Source organism: Bradyrhizobium sp., from assembly GCF_049586575.1.
Taxonomy (GTDB): domain Bacteria; phylum Pseudomonadota; class Alphaproteobacteria; order Rhizobiales; family Xanthobacteraceae; genus Bradyrhizobium.
Genome location: NZ_JBAVCF010000367.1, coordinates 13,173 through 31,109, shown reverse-complemented (window position 1 = coordinate 31,109; position 17,937 = coordinate 13,173). Strand labels below are relative to the sequence as shown.

Annotated in this window: 17 protein-coding genes; 5 read left to right on the top strand and 12 right to left on the bottom strand. The window is 61.2% G+C overall.

Annotated features, from left to right (window positions below; genetic code table 11):
• From WB528_RS14325 to WB528_RS14305, 5 genes are all read right to left on the bottom strand, one after another.
• The coding region (locus WB528_RS14325; protein ID WP_423889067.1) for an enoyl-CoA hydratase/isomerase family protein at window positions 1-423 on the bottom strand (423 nt) is incomplete at its 3' end.
• Between the two features lie 34 nt (window positions 424-457).
• On the bottom strand, window positions 458-1,174 hold the full coding sequence (locus tag WB528_RS14320; RefSeq protein ID WP_423889066.1) for a LamB/YcsF family protein: 717 nt from the start codon (window positions 1,172-1,174) through the stop codon (window positions 458-460).
• Window positions 1,175-1,206: 32 nt separating this feature from the next.
• Window positions 1,207-1,632 (bottom strand): DoxX family protein, encoded by a 426-nt coding sequence (locus WB528_RS14315; protein WP_423889065.1) that lies wholly within the window; start codon window positions 1,630-1,632, stop codon window positions 1,207-1,209.
• 30 nt (window positions 1,633-1,662) lie between these two features.
• Window positions 1,663-3,015, bottom strand: a complete 1,353-nt coding sequence (locus tag WB528_RS14310; protein WP_423889064.1) for an MFS transporter — start codon at window positions 3,013-3,015, stop codon at window positions 1,663-1,665.
• A gap of 49 nt (window positions 3,016-3,064) precedes the next feature.
• Entirely contained in the window at window positions 3,065-4,042 is a 978-nt protein-coding gene (locus tag WB528_RS14305; protein ID WP_423889063.1) for an amidohydrolase family protein, read from the bottom strand.
• Between the two features lie 336 nt (window positions 4,043-4,378).
• Here WB528_RS14305 and nthA point away from each other — a divergent pair, with 336 nt between their 5' ends.
• Genes nthA through mazG form a run of 4 tightly spaced genes read left to right on the top strand, consistent with a single transcriptional unit; the run spans window position 4,379 to window position 6,942 of the window.
• Window positions 4,379-5,005, top strand: a complete 627-nt coding sequence (gene nthA, locus WB528_RS14300) for a nitrile hydratase subunit alpha (protein WP_423889062.1) — start codon at window positions 4,379-4,381, stop codon at window positions 5,003-5,005.
• Window positions 5,002-5,661: a nitrile hydratase subunit beta gene (gene nthB, locus WB528_RS14295; protein ID WP_423889061.1), complete on the top strand. Its 660-nt coding sequence runs from the start codon at window positions 5,002-5,004 to the stop codon at window positions 5,659-5,661. Before nthA ends, nthB begins: the two co-directional genes overlap by 4 nt.
• Window positions 5,658-6,044 (top strand): nitrile hydratase accessory protein, encoded by a 387-nt coding sequence (locus WB528_RS14290; RefSeq protein WP_423889060.1) that lies wholly within the window; start codon window positions 5,658-5,660, stop codon window positions 6,042-6,044. The genes nthB and WB528_RS14290 overlap by 4 nt, the downstream gene beginning before the upstream one ends.
• A gap of 43 nt (window positions 6,045-6,087) precedes the next feature.
• Window positions 6,088-6,942, top strand: coding sequence for a nucleoside triphosphate pyrophosphohydrolase (gene mazG / locus WB528_RS14285; protein WP_423889059.1), 855 nt, complete (start codon window positions 6,088-6,090; stop codon window positions 6,940-6,942).
• A 103-nt stretch (window positions 6,943-7,045) separates the two neighbouring features.
• Here mazG and hflX read toward each other — a convergent pair whose 3' ends face one another.
• The 7 genes from hflX to dusB form a co-directional block, all read right to left on the bottom strand.
• Window positions 7,046-8,425 carry a GTPase HflX gene (hflX, locus tag WB528_RS14280; protein ID WP_423889058.1) on the bottom strand — a complete coding sequence of 460 codons (1,380 nt, stop codon included), beginning with the start codon at window positions 8,423-8,425 and terminating at the stop codon, window positions 7,046-7,048.
• 11 nt (window positions 8,426-8,436) lie between these two features.
• Window positions 8,437-8,685: an RNA chaperone Hfq gene (hfq, locus tag WB528_RS14275; RefSeq protein ID WP_006020546.1), complete on the bottom strand. Its 249-nt coding sequence runs from the start codon at window positions 8,683-8,685 to the stop codon at window positions 8,437-8,439.
• Window positions 8,686-8,942: 257 nt separating this feature from the next.
• Entirely contained in the window at window positions 8,943-10,310 is a 1,368-nt protein-coding gene (locus WB528_RS14270) for a sigma-54-dependent transcriptional regulator (RefSeq protein WP_423889057.1), read from the bottom strand.
• Window positions 10,311-10,324: 14 nt separating this feature from the next.
• Window positions 10,325-12,670 carry an ATP-binding protein gene (locus tag WB528_RS14265; RefSeq protein ID WP_423889070.1) on the bottom strand — a complete coding sequence of 782 codons (2,346 nt, stop codon included), beginning with the start codon at window positions 12,668-12,670 and terminating at the stop codon, window positions 10,325-10,327.
• Between the two features lie 162 nt (window positions 12,671-12,832).
• Window positions 12,833-14,275, bottom strand: coding sequence for a nitrogen regulation protein NR(I) (ntrC, locus tag WB528_RS14260; RefSeq protein ID WP_423889056.1), 1,443 nt, complete (start codon window positions 14,273-14,275; stop codon window positions 12,833-12,835).
• Window positions 14,276-14,284: 9 nt separating this feature from the next.
• On the bottom strand, window positions 14,285-15,451 hold the full coding sequence (locus WB528_RS14255; protein ID WP_423889055.1) for a two-component system sensor histidine kinase NtrB: 1,167 nt from the start codon (window positions 15,449-15,451) through the stop codon (window positions 14,285-14,287).
• Complete coding sequence (dusB, locus tag WB528_RS14250) at window positions 15,448-16,449, bottom strand: tRNA dihydrouridine synthase DusB (RefSeq protein ID WP_423889069.1); 1,002 nt, start codon at window positions 16,447-16,449, stop codon at window positions 15,448-15,450. Before dusB ends, WB528_RS14255 begins: the two co-directional genes overlap by 4 nt.
• A gap of 276 nt (window positions 16,450-16,725) precedes the next feature.
• Here dusB and WB528_RS14245 point away from each other — a divergent pair, with 276 nt between their 5' ends.
• Entirely contained in the window at window positions 16,726-17,925 is a 1,200-nt protein-coding gene (locus WB528_RS14245) for a bifunctional 2-C-methyl-D-erythritol 4-phosphate cytidylyltransferase/2-C-methyl-D-erythritol 2,4-cyclodiphosphate synthase (RefSeq protein ID WP_423889054.1), read from the top strand.
• Window positions 17,926-17,937 lie beyond the last annotated feature (12 nt).

Genomic DNA, 17,937 nt, shown 5'->3' with positions numbered 1-17,937 from the left:
TTCCGGAATCCGGATATGGGCTGATCGGCTCATGACGCGGAAATCGAGGGCGACCGCCAGCGCGATACCGCCGCCGATGCAAAAGCCTTCGATTGCTGCGATCGTGATCTGTTCCATCTCCTGCCAGGCGCGGGCGAGCCGGGGGCCGATCTTCAGGTGGCGCCTCAGCGAGCCGACGTCCATGGACTTGCGCGAGCGCCCCTCCGAATCCTTGAGGTCGAAGCCGGAGCTGAACGCTTTCGGCCCGCCGGTCAGAACCACGACGGAGGTATCGCCGTCGTCCTCAAAACTGCGCGCTGCACTGGTTAATTGGCGCATGGCTTCCGGCGACAGCGCATTGATGCCGTCGCCACGATCGAACCGCACCACGGCGATGCGCCCCTCAGGACCGAGGCCTTTCTCGATGGTCACAAAGTTGGTCACCGCGTTGCCCTCCTCGTCCCACCGCTTTGGCCGTTCAACGGCCCGCTAACGCATCGCGCACGGCGCGGGCGACATCGACCGCGTTCGGCGTATCCGAATGCACGCAGATTGAATCGGCCCGTACGGCCACGTCCTTGCCGTTAACACTTGCTGCCTTGCCTTCCGCGATCGCGCGCCGGCAGCGCGACGCAACGCGTGCCGGATCGACCGCGCGGTGCTCGCGTGTGATGATCAAGCGACCATCGTCCTCGTAGTCAAGGTCGGCGTAGAATTCCGCGATCAGGGCGTGGCCTCGCGCACCATAAACGATCTCGTGGCAGGTGCCTATCATTCCCATGATAGGCGTCCTGAAGACGTCGGCCGCATCGCAGATCGCGTGTGCCACGGCTTCATCCCGCGCCGCCATGCCATAGAGCGAGCCATGCGGCTTGATGTGGTTCAGCGTCATGCCTTCGGCTTCGAGGAATCCCTTGAGCGCACCCACCTGGTAGATGATGCAATTGGCCAGTTCCTCGCGCGACATCTTCATTTCGCGGCGGCCGAAGCCTTGCAGATCCGGCAGCGATGGGTGCGCGCCTACCTTGACACCATGCTCCTTGGCCAGACGGACGGTCTTGCGCATATGGTTGAAGTCGGAGGCATGGAAGCCACAGGCGACATTCGCCGCGGAAATCAACGGCATCAACGCTTCGTCGTCGCCCATCCGGTAGAGGCCGAAGGCCTCTCCCATATCGCAATTGATCGTTGCCATGCCCTGCTTCCGGGCTGCGTTTGGTGTCGGCCTTACTTCTTCCGAAGCGCGTAAGCCCCTGGGCCAAACGCCCAGATCATCGCAAACAAGCCGATCAGTCCAAGGTTCTTGCAAAAGTTGATGGTCTGAGCCGTCACTTGCGCTGCCGGCGAAGCCCAGAAATTGTGGAACATCACGCTCGCCAGGATCGTGAATACGATGAAGGCAATCGCCGTGCATCGCGTATAGACGCCCAGAATGAGCGCGAGCGAACCACCGAGTTCGATCGCAATCGCACAGGCGGCCAGAAAGCTGCCGAAACCACCCTCGCCGCCCGGCAGACGCGAGGCCGTGACACCGAAGTGAAGGATCTTTCCGATCCCGCTGTAGATAAACAACGGCGTCACCAACAGCCGCGCCGCCAACAACACCCTGTCCTGCATCGCATTGGTCGCGGGACCCGCATCCGAACTCGCCATTGTCTTCCCCCCTTATTGAACAACGTTTGACTACTCTGCCGGCGCAACGCTCGCTTCAGTCGCCTTACCCTGGATCGAGAGCGAGCCGATCACCAAAGCGGCTATGATCGCGGCTCCGCCGATCGCCCAGAACACGGCGGCCGGCCCGCCCGTCACCTGCTGCAACAGGCCGATCACGTAAGGCCCGAGAATGCCCCCGACGCGCCCCACCCCGAGCTCCATGCCGACGCCGCTCGCGCGAAAACCGGTTTCGTAGGAATTGGCCGTGAAATTATTGAGGACGTGCTGGGCGCCGATCACGAAAAAGCCGGCGATCGCCACGATCGCGAAATTGAAAGCGTGACTGTTGACGAACAGCAGCGTACCAACCGCGATGCCGCCTATGATCCACCATGCGCCGAGCAGCCGTGGCGTTGCGGCAAATCCTCGGTCGGCCAGCGTGGCCAGCGTGAGGCCTCCGATAAAAGACGTCGCCTGCATCAGCGCGCCATAGCTGAAACCCGACGCAAAGCTCTCTCCGCGCTGGATCATGACGGAGGGAATCCATCCGACGAGCCCGAAGATGGCAAACAGCGTGAGAAATGCGGTGACCCAGATCGTCAAGGAAACGCGGCGGTAACGCGGCGTGAGCAGAGCGGCGATCGTGTTCTTCGGCGCCGTGTGCTCCGTGGTGCGAAATACGGCGTTTTCGTATACGGCGCGACGCTCCGGACGCAGCCTCGACATCAGCGCGCGCAATTCCTCAAGACGTCCACGGCTGGCGAGATACTTCGGGCTCTCAGGCAGCACCGCATGCACGGCGAGCGTCAGCGGAATCGACATCGTCCCGACGAAATACAGGATTTGCCAGCCATAGCTCGGCGTCAGAAAAACCCCGACCAGACCCGCAACGACGCCGCCGAGCGACCAGCCGAACGTCACGCCCCATAGCGAAAAGCTGTTGCTGACCCGTTGTGGCGCGAGCTCATTGATATAGGTGGTGCCGAGGGGCAGCAGCACGCCGAGGCCAAGGCCGGTGAGGAATCTGAGACCACAGAAGCTTGCATAGCTGGTCGCAAACATCGCGGTGAGAAGGGTCAACACGTTGACAATCCACAAGCCCGCCAACAGCGTTTTGCGACGCCCATAGCGATCGGCCACCATGCCGTGCCCCATGGCGCCGAACAGAAAGCCGATCAATCCGGAGGAGACCAGAAATCCGGCTTGGCTCGGCGACAGGCCCCATGGCTGCTTCACATATTGAATGACGTAGGCGGGGTTGAACGTGTCGTAGCCGTCGAACAACGTGATTAGCGTGATCAGAATGCCGAGCGTCTTGTGTAACGGCGTAACCGCAGCGCCCGCCAGCTCCTGATGAATATCGACTTCAGTTGTTGAACTCATGGTCGCTCCCCCTCTTGCCGCCCCGCTCTCCGGCGGGTTATGCAGCTAATCAATCGAGTTTAAACAAGGCTTTCGCATTGTCGCGCCCGATCTTCTGCCGGTCGATTTCCGAGATCGGTGCTTCGTCGAACCAATCCGACGCATGGTCGATGTTCTCGAACGGCCAGTCGGTCGAAAACAGGATTCGATCCGAGCCGATTTCGAGCATGGCATCGATCAGCGTCTGGGTCCGGAAATTTCCCGATGTCGTGATGTAGAAATTCTCGCGGAAATATTCGCCGATCTTGCGCTTGGCGGGATAGTTGTTTTGCACTCGCATCCACTTGTTGTGGTTGTCGATCCGCCACATCGAATAGGGCAGCCCCTCCCCCATGTGACCTATTACGATATCGAGCTTCGGATGCGCATCGAACAATCCGGACCCCATTAGCCTCAGCGCATGAACGGCGGTCTCCTGTCCAAAGGCCCAGGACGGCCCTAGCAACCAGCGGTGACCATCATAGATCGCCGCATCCTTCGGAAGCGGGTTTCGCGGGTGCAGATAGAACGGTACGTCGAGCCGTTCGACCTCGGCCCAAAACGGCCAATAGGCCTTCACGTCGTAGTAGATACCCGCGGGATTGTCGGCCACCTGGCTAAAGCCGTTGACCAGCGCCCCGCAAAAGCCGAGTTCCCGCACGCAGCGCGTCAACTCGCGGGTCGCAAGCTCGGGGGTTTGCATTGGCAGAGCAGCAAGACCGGCAAAGCGCTTCGGCTGGCGGACGATTTGCTCCGCCATGAAGTCGTTCGACCGGCGCGCGATCTCGTTGGCTTTCTCGAGGTTCGGTATCGCCTGCACGGCCGGAGCGTTAAGGGAGAGCAGCATCATCTCGATGCCGTGTGCGTCCATTTCTCGCAGGCGGCGGTCCTGAACATCCAGCAGGCGTCCCTTCAACTCCGGCCAATCGGCTTCGGGCGCGAAGCCGGCGCTATCCTGAAGGGTTTCCTGAATCGCGAAGTGCTCCTCGAGAGCTACTTTTCCCTGCATCGCAGCACCCCACTTTCCGCAGTTCGTGCTCCATCGCAGCACCCACCTTGACGAACTTCGGAAAGCAATGGGCACTAGCAAACTTATTGAATCTAGTACCGCTTTATCGATCTGAAGTCCCTGATCGAACTCGCCGCTTGCGCTGCAGGGACTTCAGATCGGCGGTACTAGCCGTTTCTCGACGGGCAGTTAGACAGTACACTGTCCATTTGGCAAGTTCAAATCTCCGTGCGAGACGACGGAAGGATCGTCCTTGGCCTGCAATCTTGACCGGCCGGCGCTGGCAGCCGACAATAAACATCAGGCTCACTCGCAATCGAATTTCATAGTTGTCCCATGACCGAGCACGATCATCATCACCACGACGACCATTCGGAGCTTTCCGAGACGGAACTGCGCGTGCGCGCGCTGGAGACCATCCTGACCGAAAAGGGATATGTCGATCCCGCCGCGCTCGATGCCATCATCCAGGCCTTTGAGACGAAGGTCGGTCCTCACAACGGTGCGCGGGTAGTCGCCAAGGCCTGGTCCGATCCCGCTTTCAAGCAAGCCCTGCTGGAGGATGCGACCAAGGCGGTGGGCACGCTCGGTCACGTCAGCCGCGTCGGCGATCATCTGGTCGCCATCGAGAATACGCCGCAGCGGCACAACATGGTCGTGTGCACACTGTGCTCCTGTTACCCCTGGGAAATGCTCGGTCTTCCGCCGGTGTGGTACAAGGCCGCGCCCTATCGTTCGCGCGCGGTCAAGGATCCGCGCGGGGTGCTGGCTGACTTTGGCGTGAGCCTGCCAAAGGACATCGAGATCAGGGTTTGGGATTCGACGGCAGAGACTCGCTTTCTGGTGTTGCCCATGCGGCCTAAAGGCACCGAGGGCTGGAGCGAGGCGCAACTCGCCGAACTCGTAACGCGGGACTCGATGATCGGCACCGGATTTCCCAAGACACCTGGCTCACCATCATGAACGGCGTGCACGACATGGGGGGCATGGACGGTTTCGGCAAGGTCGAGGCCGAGCCGAACGAGCCGACCTTTCACGAGAAATGGGAAGGCCGCGTGCTCGCCATGGTCCGCGCGATGGGCGCGGCCGGCGCGTTCAACATCGATACTTCTCGTTCCTACCGCGAAGCCCTGCCGCCGCATGTTTATCTGGCGAGTTCGTATTACCAGAAATGGCTGCTTGGGCTCGAAGACAATCTGGTCGCCAAGGGTTTTGTGACGGCGTCGGAACTCGCAGCCGGACATGCGAAGGGACCCGCAAAGTCACTGAAGAACGGCAAGCTCCACCCCGAAGATGTCGAACGGATCATGGTGCGCGGCCAATTTGAACGGCCGGCGTCCGCGCCCGCCAAGTTCAAGCCGGGCAATCTGGTACGAACCAAAAACATGCATCCCGCCACGCATACGCGCCTCCCCCGCTATACGCGTGGCCATGTCGGCGTCGTCGAGCGTGTGCTCGGTTGTCAGGTTTTTCCGGACTCAGCATCGTTGGAGTTGGGTGAAAATCCGCAGTGGCTCTACACCGTGGTGTTTGATGGCGCCGAATTGTGGGGTCCGGAAGCCGACCCCACCGTCAAGATCTCGATCGACGCCTTCGAGCCATATCTCGAACCCGCATGACGAACGCCGCCGTCGCGCAAGCCACAAGCGTTCTTGGGGACCTGCCCCGGGACGATGACGGTCCGGTGTTTCGCGAACCCTGGGAGGCGCAAGCTTTTGCGATAGCGCTCTCGCTTCACGAACGTGGGCTGTTTAGCTGGAAGGAATGGGCGGCGGCGCTTGCCGATGAAATCAAGCTGGCGCAGGCGAACGGCGATCCCGACACGGGGACGACTTACTATCGACACTGGCTCGCGGCGCTGGAGAAACTGGTCGCGGCAAAAGGCGTAGCTACCCTGGAAACCCAACATCGCTACCGCGACGCCTGGGACCATGCCGCCGACCGCACGCCACATGGCTTGCCGATCGAGTTGAAGCCGGAAGATTTTCCGCCGACGGCGTGAGCGATCGACCACGATTTCAATGAGCGACTTCCTTGGGCACACAATGACCCCTTCCCGCGACATTTCACGCCTGATCGAGATCATGGCGCAGCTAAGAACGCCCGTGACCGGCTGTCCCTGGGACCTCGAGCAGAATTTCCAGACGATTGCGCCCTACACGATCGAAGAGGCCTATGAAGTCGCCGACGCGATTGCGCGCAACGACTTCGACGACCTCAGGGACGAACTCGGCGATCTCCTGCTTCAGGTCGTCTATCACGCGCGCATGGCGGAGGAGCAGCACGCCTTCGGTTTCGGCGATGTCGTCGAGGCAATCTGCCGGAAAATGATCCGCAGGCACCCACACGTCTTTGCCGACAAGGACGGCGACATCGCGACCGCCGGCGTCAAGAGCGCCTGGGAACGCATCAAGGCTGAGGAAAAGGCAGAGCGCGCGGCGCGCCGTTCTGGCGAAACCATCCCGTCGAGTTCGCTGCTGTCGAACGTCAAACCCGGTCAACCGGCGCTGACGCGAGCCATGGAATTGCAACGCAAGGCGTCGACGGTGGGATTTGACTGGAACGATCCTCGCGCGGTTCTGCATAAAATTCGCGAAGAAGCCGACGAGATCGAGGCTGCGCTCGATCAAGGCGACAGCGAGGAGCTGGCGGCTGAAACAGGCGATCTGATGTTCGCGCTGGTGAACCTCGCGCGGCACGTCGGAGCAAACCCCGAAATGGCGCTGCGTGGCGCCAATGCCAAATTCGAGCGCCGCTTCGGCTATATCGAACGTGCGCTGGCCTCACAGGGCCGCACGCCGGAGGCTGCTTCGCTTGAGGAGATGGACGCGCTTTGGAACGAGGCGAAGGCAAACGAAATTCAATCGTCGTCCCGGCCAAGCGAGCAAGGCGAGCGCTGAGCTGGGACCCATAACCACCGATGTTGGAGGTGGATGAGCTGCGGCCGTACCTTGCTCGGTAACAAACGCCAGTGGTTATAGGTCCCCGCGTGCGTGGAGACGACTATGGCCTCAGCGGCACCGCATGGAAGCGGTTGATCACGAGATCGCGTTTGGTTTCATCGACGCGAACGGTCATGTCGTAGTGCCCGTCCTGAAGGTTCTTGCCCAACACTTCCGCGTTGCGATGAAGCCAGCTGATGCCGGCGCCGTCGGCGGCGTCGATCGACAGATGCAGCGTCGTTCGCGTAGCCGCCAGCCGTTCTTCGATCGCCGCCAAAAGGCCGTCGATCCCCTCCCCGGTCTCTGCCGAAACCAGGAAGCACAGCCGTTCCGGCGGGCGGCGGGAGGCAATATTTCCGACGTTTTCACGCTCCTCCGGCGTAAGCCGGTCGATCTTGTTCCAGACTTCGAGAATACGCTGGCCGCCATCAGGGTCGATGCCGAGCTGGCGCAGCACGGCTTCGACATCCTGCTCCTGCGCCTCGCTGTCTTCGTGTGAAATATCCCTGACGTGCAAAATGACGTCGGCCTCCAACACCTCCTCCAGTGTCGCACGAAACGCCGCCACCAATTGCGTGGGCAGGTTGGAAATGAATCCGACAGTATCGGACAACATCGCTTTGCCACCATGCGGCAGGTTGAGCGCGCGCAAGGTGGGGTCCAGCGTGGCGAATAGCATATCGGCGGCCTGAACGTCGGCGCGGGTCAGCCGGTTGAACAGCGTCGATTTACCGGCATTGGTATAACCGACGAGCGCGACCACGCGATAAGGCACCCGCTGCCGGCCGGCGCGATGCAGCCGCCGCGTCGCCTGGACTTTCTTGATCTCGTTTTCCAGCCGCGTGATGCGGTCGCCAATCAAGCGGCGGTCGGCCTCGATCTGCGTCTCGCCCGGGCCGCCCATGAAACCGAAGCCGCCACGCTGGCGCTCGAGGTGAGTCCAGGACCGCACCAGACGGCTGCGCTGGTAGTTCAAATGCGCAAGTTCGACCTGAAGCGCGCCCTCCCTGGTTTTGGCGCGCCGCCCGAAAATCTCCAGAATGAGGCCGGTGCGGTCGAGAACCTTGGTACTCCAGGCTTTCTCCAGATTGCGCTGCTGGATCGGCGACAACGCACAATCCATCACCACGAGCTCCGCCTCGTGACTGGCAACAAGACCTGCGATCTCCTCGACCTTGCCCTTGCCGAGATAGGTCGCAGGCCGGATCTGGCTGACCGGCGCGATCAAGGCGTCTGCAATTGTCAGGTCGATGGCGCGCGCCAGGCCTACCGCCTCATCGAGACGCGCTTCAGAGCCGCGGACGACATGCGTCTCCTCGCGCGCATCGGGATCGCCCCGGCGCGTTCGCAGGTAGGGGCCGATGACAATCACCCGCCCGGTTTGCTTCCCCGCTGCCGACCGTGGCCGGTCGGCCCCCCCGTCAGGAATTCGGGGTTCCAATCAGTTCACTCTCAAGCCGGTGCATCCTCGCCGCCTTCGAACAACTGGATCGGAGCTCCGGGCATAATCGTCGAAATCGCATGCTTGTAGACAAGCTGCGAATGACCGTCGCGCCGCAACAGCAGGCAAAAATTGTCGAACCAGGTTACAATTCCCTGCAATTTTACTCCGTTGACCAGAAAAATCGTCAGTGGCGTTTTGGTTTTTCGAACGTGATTGAGGAAGGTGTCTTGTAGATTTTGTGCGCGGTCTGCCGCCATTGTTTTTATCCCGCAAGTCTCGGTGCTTCTTGTTATTTGAACCGCTGGCTGATTTCTGTTGAAGCAGTCCATTCGGTTACCGGCTCCCTTGAGATCCCCCTCCAGGGAGCACGATGAGGCGATTAGAAGGCAGGCGTGGTTATTAGGCAAGCCGCTTCGCGTGGCAGGGATGCCAAAGAGGGGCCAATTCTCCATAAGCGCGCGAAAAGAGGGTGAAATTTCAGGTTGGCGAATCCGCCCTCCCGGTACCTAAACCGCTAGCCTACGCCCAGCGCCTTCAACTTGCGGTGCAGGGCCGACCGCTCCATGCCGACGAATTCCGCTGTGCGGGAGATATTTCCCGAGAATCGGCTGATCTGGGCTATCAGGTAATCGCGTTCAAAAACCTCGCGTGCTTCACGCAGCGGCAGGCCCATGATGTGTTCGCCATTGTTGCTGGTGGGCATCGCCGGCACCATCGAACCCACGTCCTGCGGCAACATATCGGCGGTGATGATGACTTCCGGTCCGCCGCCGGCGAGGATCATCACCCGCTCGACATTGTTGCGAAGCTGCCGGACATTTCCCGGCCAGACATGCGATTGCAAAACCGCCATCGCATCCTGACCGATCTGACGTTTCGGCAGGCCGGTCGCGGCCGATATCTGATCCATGAAGTAGTCGATCAGCTCCGGGATGTCCTCCCGCCGCTCCGACAGCGGCGGCACGCGGATCGGCACGACCGACAAGCGGTGATAGAGATCTTCCCGGAAATGACCGGCGGCGATCTCTTCCTCGAGATTGCGCGCGGTCGAGGAAATGATGCGGACGTCGACGCTGACCTTCGCCGTGCCACCCTGCCGCTGAAATGTCTGTTCGACCAGGACCCGCAAGATCTTGTTTTGCGTCTCGCGCGGCATATCGCCGATTTCGTCGATAAACAGCGTACCGCCATGCGCTTCTTCCAGCGCACCGGTCTTGCGCGCATGCTCGCCGTTCGGCTCGATGCCGAATAGTTCGACCTCCATGCGCTCCGGCGTGATCGCCGCGGCGTTGATCACGACAAAGGGACCGTCAGCCCGGGTTGAGGCGGTGTGCAGCGTACGCGCCGCGAGTTCCTTGCCGGCGCCGGAAGGACCCACGATCAAAATCCGGCTGTTGGCCTTGGCCGCCCGTTCGATGGTCTGGCGCAATTGATTCATGCAAGCCGACCGGCCGGTCAAGGTACTGGCAGCAGGCGCCAGCTGCTTGAGCTCCTTGACCTCGCGTTTCAACCGCGAGGTTTCCAGCGCCCGTGTCGCGACCAGGATCAGCCGGTCGGACTTGAACGGCTTTTCGATGAAGTCGTAAGCACCGCGCTTGATGGCGGCGACGGCCGTTTCGATATTGCCGTGGCCCGAGATCATCACCACCGGAAGGTCAGCGTGGTCGCGCTTGATCTGCTCGAGCAGTTGCAGCCCATCGAGCTTAGAGCCCTGCAACCAGATGTCGAGGAACACCAGGCTCGGCCGGCGGTTGGCGATCTCCGCCAGCGCGGAATCACTGTCGCGCGCGGTCCGCGTCGCAAATCCCTCGTCGTCGAGAATCCCCGCGACAAGGTCACGAATGTCGGCTTCGTCATCGACAATCAAAATATCACTTGCCATAAGGTGCGCCCGTATCAGTTGCCTGTTGCGGCTTCGATTTTAGTTTTTTCATTAGTCGTTTCTTGCGGCCCGTTGGTTTCTTCATTGGCCGACTTTGTTTCAGCGGCCGGCTGCGCGGTTTCGACTGTCCCGGCGGCTTCCGCCGTCGCGGCCTGGCCCGATATCGCAAATCGCAGCCGCATCCATGCGCCCCGAGCGCCCGGCCGCATCTCGGATGCATCATGGAGCTCGATCCGGCCTCCATGGTCCTCCAGAACACGACCGACAATCGCTAACCCCAGGCCGGTGCCCTTCTCGCGTGTCGTCACATAGGGTTCGAGCAGGCGTGCGCGGCTCACCTTGGGCAGGCCAATTCCATTGTCGATCACGTCAATCACGATGTCGTCGTTTTCGCGTGTAGCGATGACGTCAATACGGCCCCGCCCCAGTTCTCCCGCCGGTACGGCTTCGATCGCCTCAGTGGCGTTCTTGATGATATTGGTCAGTGCCTGGGAAATCAGCCGGCGATCGAACTTCGCACGCAGCGGCTCTTCCTTGATATCGGCTTCGATATCGACATCGGGATGACCGACCCGCATCAGGAACACGGCCTGACGCACGGTGTCGGCGACGTCTTCTCCCTCGATTACGGGCTTTGGCATCCGCGCAAAGCGCGAGAATTCATCGACCATCCGCCGGATGTCATCGACCTGCCGCACGATCGTTTCGGTACACTGTTCGAACACCGCCTTGTCTTCGGTGATTGATTTGCCGAATTTGCGGCGGATGCGTTCGGCCGAGAGCTGAATCGGCGTCAGCGGATTTTTGATTTCGTGCGCAATCCTGCGAGCGACGTCGGCCCAGGCCGAGGTTCGTTGCGCCGAGACCAACTCGGTGATGTCGTCGAGGGTAATGATGTAGCTGTCGCGGGTCTGGCTGGTCTGCTCGGCGGTGACACGCACCGAAAGAATGCGCTCCTGGCCGTCGCGGTTGATCGTGATCTGGCCCTGCACCAAACGCTGGGTGCTCTCCCGGGCCGTTTTCATCATATCGTCGAGTTCGGGCAGAACGTCCGACAACGGATGATCCAGCGTTTCCGATTCTGCATGACCAATCAGCTTTTCCGCCGAGCGGTTGAGGATGCCGACGCTTCCCGAGGCATCGACGCCGATGATACCGGCGCTAGCAGACGACAATACCGCTTCGATGAAACGCCGCCGGCTGTCGATCAGGTCACTTGCATTGACCAATTCATCGCGCTGGGTGCGCAACTCCTGAGTCATCTTGTTGAAGGTTTCGCCAAGCTGCGCCAGATCGCCTTCCGAGCGATGGACGGGAACCTGGACATGAAGGTCGCCGGTCGAAACCAGGTTCGCGGCGCCCATCAGCCTACGGATCGGGGTGACCAGCGAATTCGCGAAATTCAGACCCAGCAAAATCGACGCCATCAGGATGGTCAATGCAATCACGGCAAAGATCAGCGCGAAGTTGACCTGAACGCCGAGGCGGCGCGACTCCATCACCGCATATTCGGCCACACTGGCATCGGTCTGCTTGACTTGCTCGACGACGCGCGGATCGAGCTGACGCGCCACATAAAGAAACGTATCGTGAAAGGCGCGCAGACGAATCAAGGCCGCGACATAGTTCTCTTCGGGGAGAACCGCGATTTCGGGTTCATTCTCGTTGACGTTGTTCAAGAAGCCCGCCGGCGGCGCCGCGAATGCCAACGGAACACCGGTCTCAGCGCTTTCCAGGACGTGACGATCCTTGTCGATCAACATAGCCCCAGGCAGATTACGCGACGTCGCGCTCGTCGTCAGAAACTCGCGGAAAGATTGACGATCCTGATCAAAGAGCGGCCGGGCATGGGCGATATCATTCGCCATTCCTATGATATCGCCGCGAATGAGCTGAGCGTGCTCGTTCAAATAGGCCCGCGCGATGCTCTGCGAATTCTGGATCACCTGGCGCGTTGGGCCGGAAAACAACCGGTCGAGGCCGCGTTCGATTGTAACATTGGCGACGATCGCCACCAGCACGGCCGGCAGCACCGTCATGATCGAGAACAGGCTGACCACCTGAACATGAAGCCGTGCCGCTGCCCGGCCGCGGCGCCGTGCCTGCATCACCTGCCAGACTTCGCGGAAGATGATGCCGACCAGCACCAGGATGGTGGCGCCATTCATCAGGATGAAGGACACCGCGACTTCACGGGTCGGCTCGACACGCGTCAGGCCCGTCAGCACCACAAAGGTGAGAAGCGCCGATACGAGCGCCAGGCCAATGGCAATCGGCGCCAGCAGCCGCATCAGGGAGCGCCCCTTTGGCTCAACGAGAGACGGGTCGAACTGTGCGGCCGAGGTGTCTACGCTGGTCATTCCGGCAAACAATGAAATGGAGGCTTGAGCGTCCGCGCGCATGCGGCGAACTGATGCATTCATACCACATTGTTGCCAAATTGCGACAATTCCACGGCGCTAAACGCGGTGCGCCGGAGGAATCCCCTGACAAATCAGGTCGCTATAACGACTTTTGAATATTTAATTACCGGTTCGATAGACCTGAATGTCGAGGTCCCTGATCTTCTTTCTCAGCGTATTACGGTTAAGACCCAAGAGGTCGGCCGCCCGAATTTGATTGCCGCGGGTCGCCGCGAGCGCTGCCGTGAGCAGCGGCACCTCGATCTCCTTGAGGATGCGATGGTAGAGGCCCGGCGGTGGCACGCCGTTGGGAAAACCGGAGAAGTGCGAGGACAAATAGGCTTCGACCGCACCACCGAGATTATCGATGCCCTGCTGCATACTGCCGCCAGAAGCCACGGCCGGCGGGGCCAGTTCGCCGTCGATGACAGAGGCCGTGATGACGTCCTGCGGATACAGCGCCGCAAGCCTGCGCGCCAGGTTTTCGAGCTCACGCACGTTGCCCGGCCAGCGGTGCTGCTTCATCCGATCGAGCGCCAGCGTATCGAGTTTCTTTGGCGGCAATCCGTCCTTCTCGGCGAGCGCGAAGAAATGACGAATTAGATCGGGCAGATCCTCGATCCGCTCGCGCAAGGGAGGCAGCCGTAGCGGCACCACGTTGAGGCGGAAGAACAGGTCTTCCCGGAACAGCCCCTGCTGAATCAGGATACGCAGATCCTTGTTGCTGGCGGCCACGATGCGCACATCGGTTTTGATCGGCGTGCGGCCGCCGACGGTGGTGTATTCCCCCTGCTGAAGCACCCTCAGTAATCGCGTCTGCGCTTCCATCGGCATATCGCCGATTTCGTCCAAAAACAGCGTTCCGCCTTCGGCCTGTTCGAACCGGCCCGAAGCGCGCGTGTTGGCGCCGGTGAAGGCGCCGCGCTCGTGGCCGAACAATTCCGACTCGATCAGGTCGCGCGGAATAGCCGCCATATTGACTGCCACGAACGGCCCGTTCCGCCGTTTACCGTAGTCGTGCAGCGCGCGCGCCACGAGTTCCTTGCCGGTGCCGGATTCGCCGGAGATCATCACCGTGAGGTCAGTCTGCATCAGGCGCGCCAGCACGCGGTAGATTTCCTGCATGGCCGGAGAGCGGCCAACCAGCGGGATTGCGTCGAACTCTGCATCGTCGGGGGCGCTCGCCACCCGCTCCTTCGGCTCCGCCAGCGCGCGGCCGACGATGGCGATCAATTCCTTCAGGTCGAACGGCTTCGGTAAATATTCGTACGCCCCGCGTTCGGAAGCCCGGATCGCGGTCATGAAGGTGTTCTGGGCACTCATCACGATCACGGGAAGATTAGGCCGCATCTTCTTGATCCGCGGCAAGAGATCGAACGCGTTCTCGTCAGGCATCACCACGTCGGTGATGACGAGATCGCCCTCGCCCTGGCTTATCCAGCGCCACAAGGTGGCGGCGTTTCCGGTCAGCCTCACCTCATATCCGGCGCGCGACAGCGCCTGGTTGAGCACGGTCCGGATAGCGGTGTCGTCGTCCGCTACGAGAATGCTACCTGCGGGCATCGTCAGTCCTCATCTTGTGTTCTGCAACGACGTCCCGGCAATGTCATCGCGGTCACTTGGGTCAAGTTTCTTGGTGGAATTGAACATCGGCAAAAGCACACGGAAGGTTGTTTTTCTTGGTTGGGATTCGCACTCGATAATACCGCCGTGATCGCCGACAATCTTGGCGACCAGCGCGAGCCCAAGCCCACTCCCCGTGGGTTTGGTCGTGACAAAGGGATCGAACAGGTTCGGCAACAGATCGTCCGGCACGCCGGGGCCGTTGTCGCGCACGCAGAACTCAAGCGGCAGAGAGACCCGCGATTTCTTTCCCGGCACCGAGAGCCTCACGCCGGGACGGAATGCGGTGGTCAGCTGGATTTCGGCTTCGTTGCCGAGGTCGGCCGTCGCTTCGGCGGCGTTCTTCACCAGATTGAGGAAAACCTGGATCAGCTGATCCTGGTTGGCGAGCACCGGCGGCAGCGACGGATCGTAGTCTTCGACAAAGCGAACGTTGCGCGCAAAGCCGGATTGCGCCAACCGTTTGACGTGATCCAGCACCGAATGGATGTTGACCGGACCGCGCGCCACCGGCCGATCGTCGCCGAATACTTCCATCCGGTCGACCAGCGTGACGATACGGTCTGCCTCGTCGCAGATCAGCCGCGTCAGCGTACGATCTTCCGGCGACGCCGCCTGCTCAAGCAATTGCGCCGCGCCGCGAATTCCCGACAACGGATTCTTGATCTCATGAGCCAGCATCGCCGCCAGTGCGATGACCGAGCGCGCCGCGCTTCGGTGCGTCAATTGCCGGTCCATCTTGTCGGCAATGCTGCGCTCCTGAAGCATCACGACGATATGGCCGGGACGCTCGGCGACGGGCGCGACATGAAGGTCGACCTGGCGATCGCCTCCCATGCGCGGCGTACCAAGATCGACCTTGTATTCGTTGACAGGCGCGTTCGTGGAACGAACCTGGTCGATCAGCGCCAGCAAGGGGCTTCCAAAGGGGACCAGTTCCTTCAGCGAATGCCGTTGCAGGAATTGGGCGGAAATCTCGAAAAACGATTCAGCCGCCATGTTGGCGTCCACGATCCGCCCATCGGGGCCAACCAGCAGCACGGGATTCGGCAGCGCATTGAGGATGATTTCCGCACCTGATGGCATCGGCTGGCGGTGTTCGGCGGTCGAGGTCATGCGGCCGCGCTCCACGCAAAATCATCGAACGCATCTTGAAGCGATTGATCAACCTGTTGCGGATTTTCCGACGTCAGAATTCTGCCGCGCCAGTCCTTCAACACCGCTGCTGGCGCCCGGCTACAGTTGGCCGCGACTTCGAGCGCCCAACCGAGATGCTTGCGGGCGTGACGCAGACCGATGCGCAAACCATAGTGACGGCAAATCTCGTCATAGAGCGTGCGGACATGTGAAAGCTGCGCCAAGAGAGACGGCGCGGCCTCAGTGACGCCGGTCTCAAGCCGCCGGCCGATCTGACCGGGTAACCACGGTTGGCCTTGCGCGCCGCGGCCGACCATCACGGCGTCGGCACCCGATGCTTCGATCGCGGCGACCGCCTTGTCGAAAGACTTGATGTCACCATTGACCACGAGCGGGATTTGGATTGCGTCTTTCACGGCCCGCACCGCGCGCCAATCGGCTTCGCCTTTGTAGAACTGGCAGCGTGTCCGGCCGTGCACGGAAATCAGTTGCACGCCGGCCAACTCTGCGCGGCGCGCCAACTCCGGCGCATTCAGCGACCGCTCGTCCCAGCCGAGTCGCATCTTCAGCGTCACCGGCGCCTTCACCGCCGCAACGGTGGCCTCGATCAATCGAACGGCGTGATCGAGATCGCGCATCAATGCCGAACCGGATTGCCCGCCGGTCACGTGACGCGCCGGGCAGCCCATATTGATGTCGATAACATCGGCGCCCGTGGCCTCAGCAATCCGAGCCCCTTCCGCCATCCACCTCGTCTCGCAGCCCGCGAGTTGAACCACGTGTGGACCGACACCGGTGGCCTCGCACCGCAGTTGCGACATCGGCCTGCCGTTGACGAGATCGCCACTCGCCGTCATCTCGGATACGACCAGCCCAGCCCCCAGAGAAGCGGCCAATCGCCGGAACGGCGCGTCAGTCACGCCCGACATGGGCGCCAAAAAAACCCGATTCGTGACTTGAATATCACCTATTTTCAATGGTTTAAGGCGAAAGGTTGCGGAACTGCTCACGGGTTTCTCATTGCTTCTGACGGAGGCATGACCGCCGGAGCCGATTGTTAGGCACAAATCTTGTGCAGTCAAGTTTTATGCCTACACTTTAGACAATTCAGATAATCTTGCAAGTGCACTGCAACAAACTATCGCGATTTATGCCCAACCTGCAGGAATCGCCTGTCTTCGCGCCACTAGCATGATAAGGGCAGAGCCCCAGCGACCTGCTGGATCTTCAACTCCGATCGACTGACGAAACCCATGCCGAATCCGCCGCGGACTGCCGCCATCCTCGTCGCCGCAGGACGCGGCCTTCGCGCCGGCGCGGGCGGCCCCAAGCAATATCGCTCGATCGGCGGCCAAACCGTGATCTATCGCGCACTAGAGCCGTTCAGTTCGCACCCTCAGGTATCCGTCGTACAGCCGGTGGTGAACCCTGACGATTCCGCAGCCTTCGATGACGCGGTTCGCGGGCTGCAACACGCCCCCCCGACCAAGGGCGGCGCGACACGCCAGGCCTCGGTGCGCGCCGGCCTGGAAGCGCTAGTCTCCGCGAGGCCGGACATCGTGCTCATTCACGATGCGGCTCGGCCGTTTGTTTCTCATGCCCTGATTTCTCGCGCCATCGACGCGGCCCTCGCAACCGGCGCCGCCATCCCCGCCATTCCCGTCACTGACACGATCAAACTTATCGACAGCAACGGCCACATCGAAGCAACGCCGGAGCGCGCGCGGTTGCGGATCGCCCAGACCCCTCAGTCGTTCCACTTCGACGCCATCCTCGAGGCACATCGTCGCGCCGCGCGCGAAGAACGCCATGATTTCACCGACGATGCAGCACTCGCCGAATGGACGGGATTGACGGTTGCGACCTTTGAAGGCGATGCTGCCAATATGAAACTCACCACCCCGGAAGATTTCGTGCGCGAGGAAGCCCGCCTGGCGAGCCTGCTCGGCGATATCAGGAGCGGCACCGGTTACGACGTTCACGCCTTTGGCGATGGCGATCACCTGATGATTTGCGGCATTCGCGTGCCGCACACCAAAGGCTTTCTCGCCCATTCCGACGGCGATGTCGGCCTGCATGCGCTGGTCGATGCTATTCTCGGCGCGCTCGCGGATGGCGATATCGGCTCTCACTTTCCGCCCAGCGACATGAAATGGAAGGGCGCGGCTTCCGACAAATTCCTGAAATACGCGGTCGCGCGCGTCGCGGCGCGCGGCGGCCGCATTGCCAATCTGGAAGTCACGCTGATCTGCGAGCGTCCGAAGATCGGCCCCTTGCGCGATCAGATGCGCGCGCGGATCGCCGAAATCACGGGGCTCGATATTTCGCGCGTCGCCGTGAAGGCCACCACGAGCGAGCGTCTCGGCTTTACCGGGCGCGAGGAAGGTATTGCGGCGACCGCCTGCGCCACCATCCGCCTGCCCTGGGACGACAAGGGACCCGTTTCTGTTTGACCTTCGCTTGAG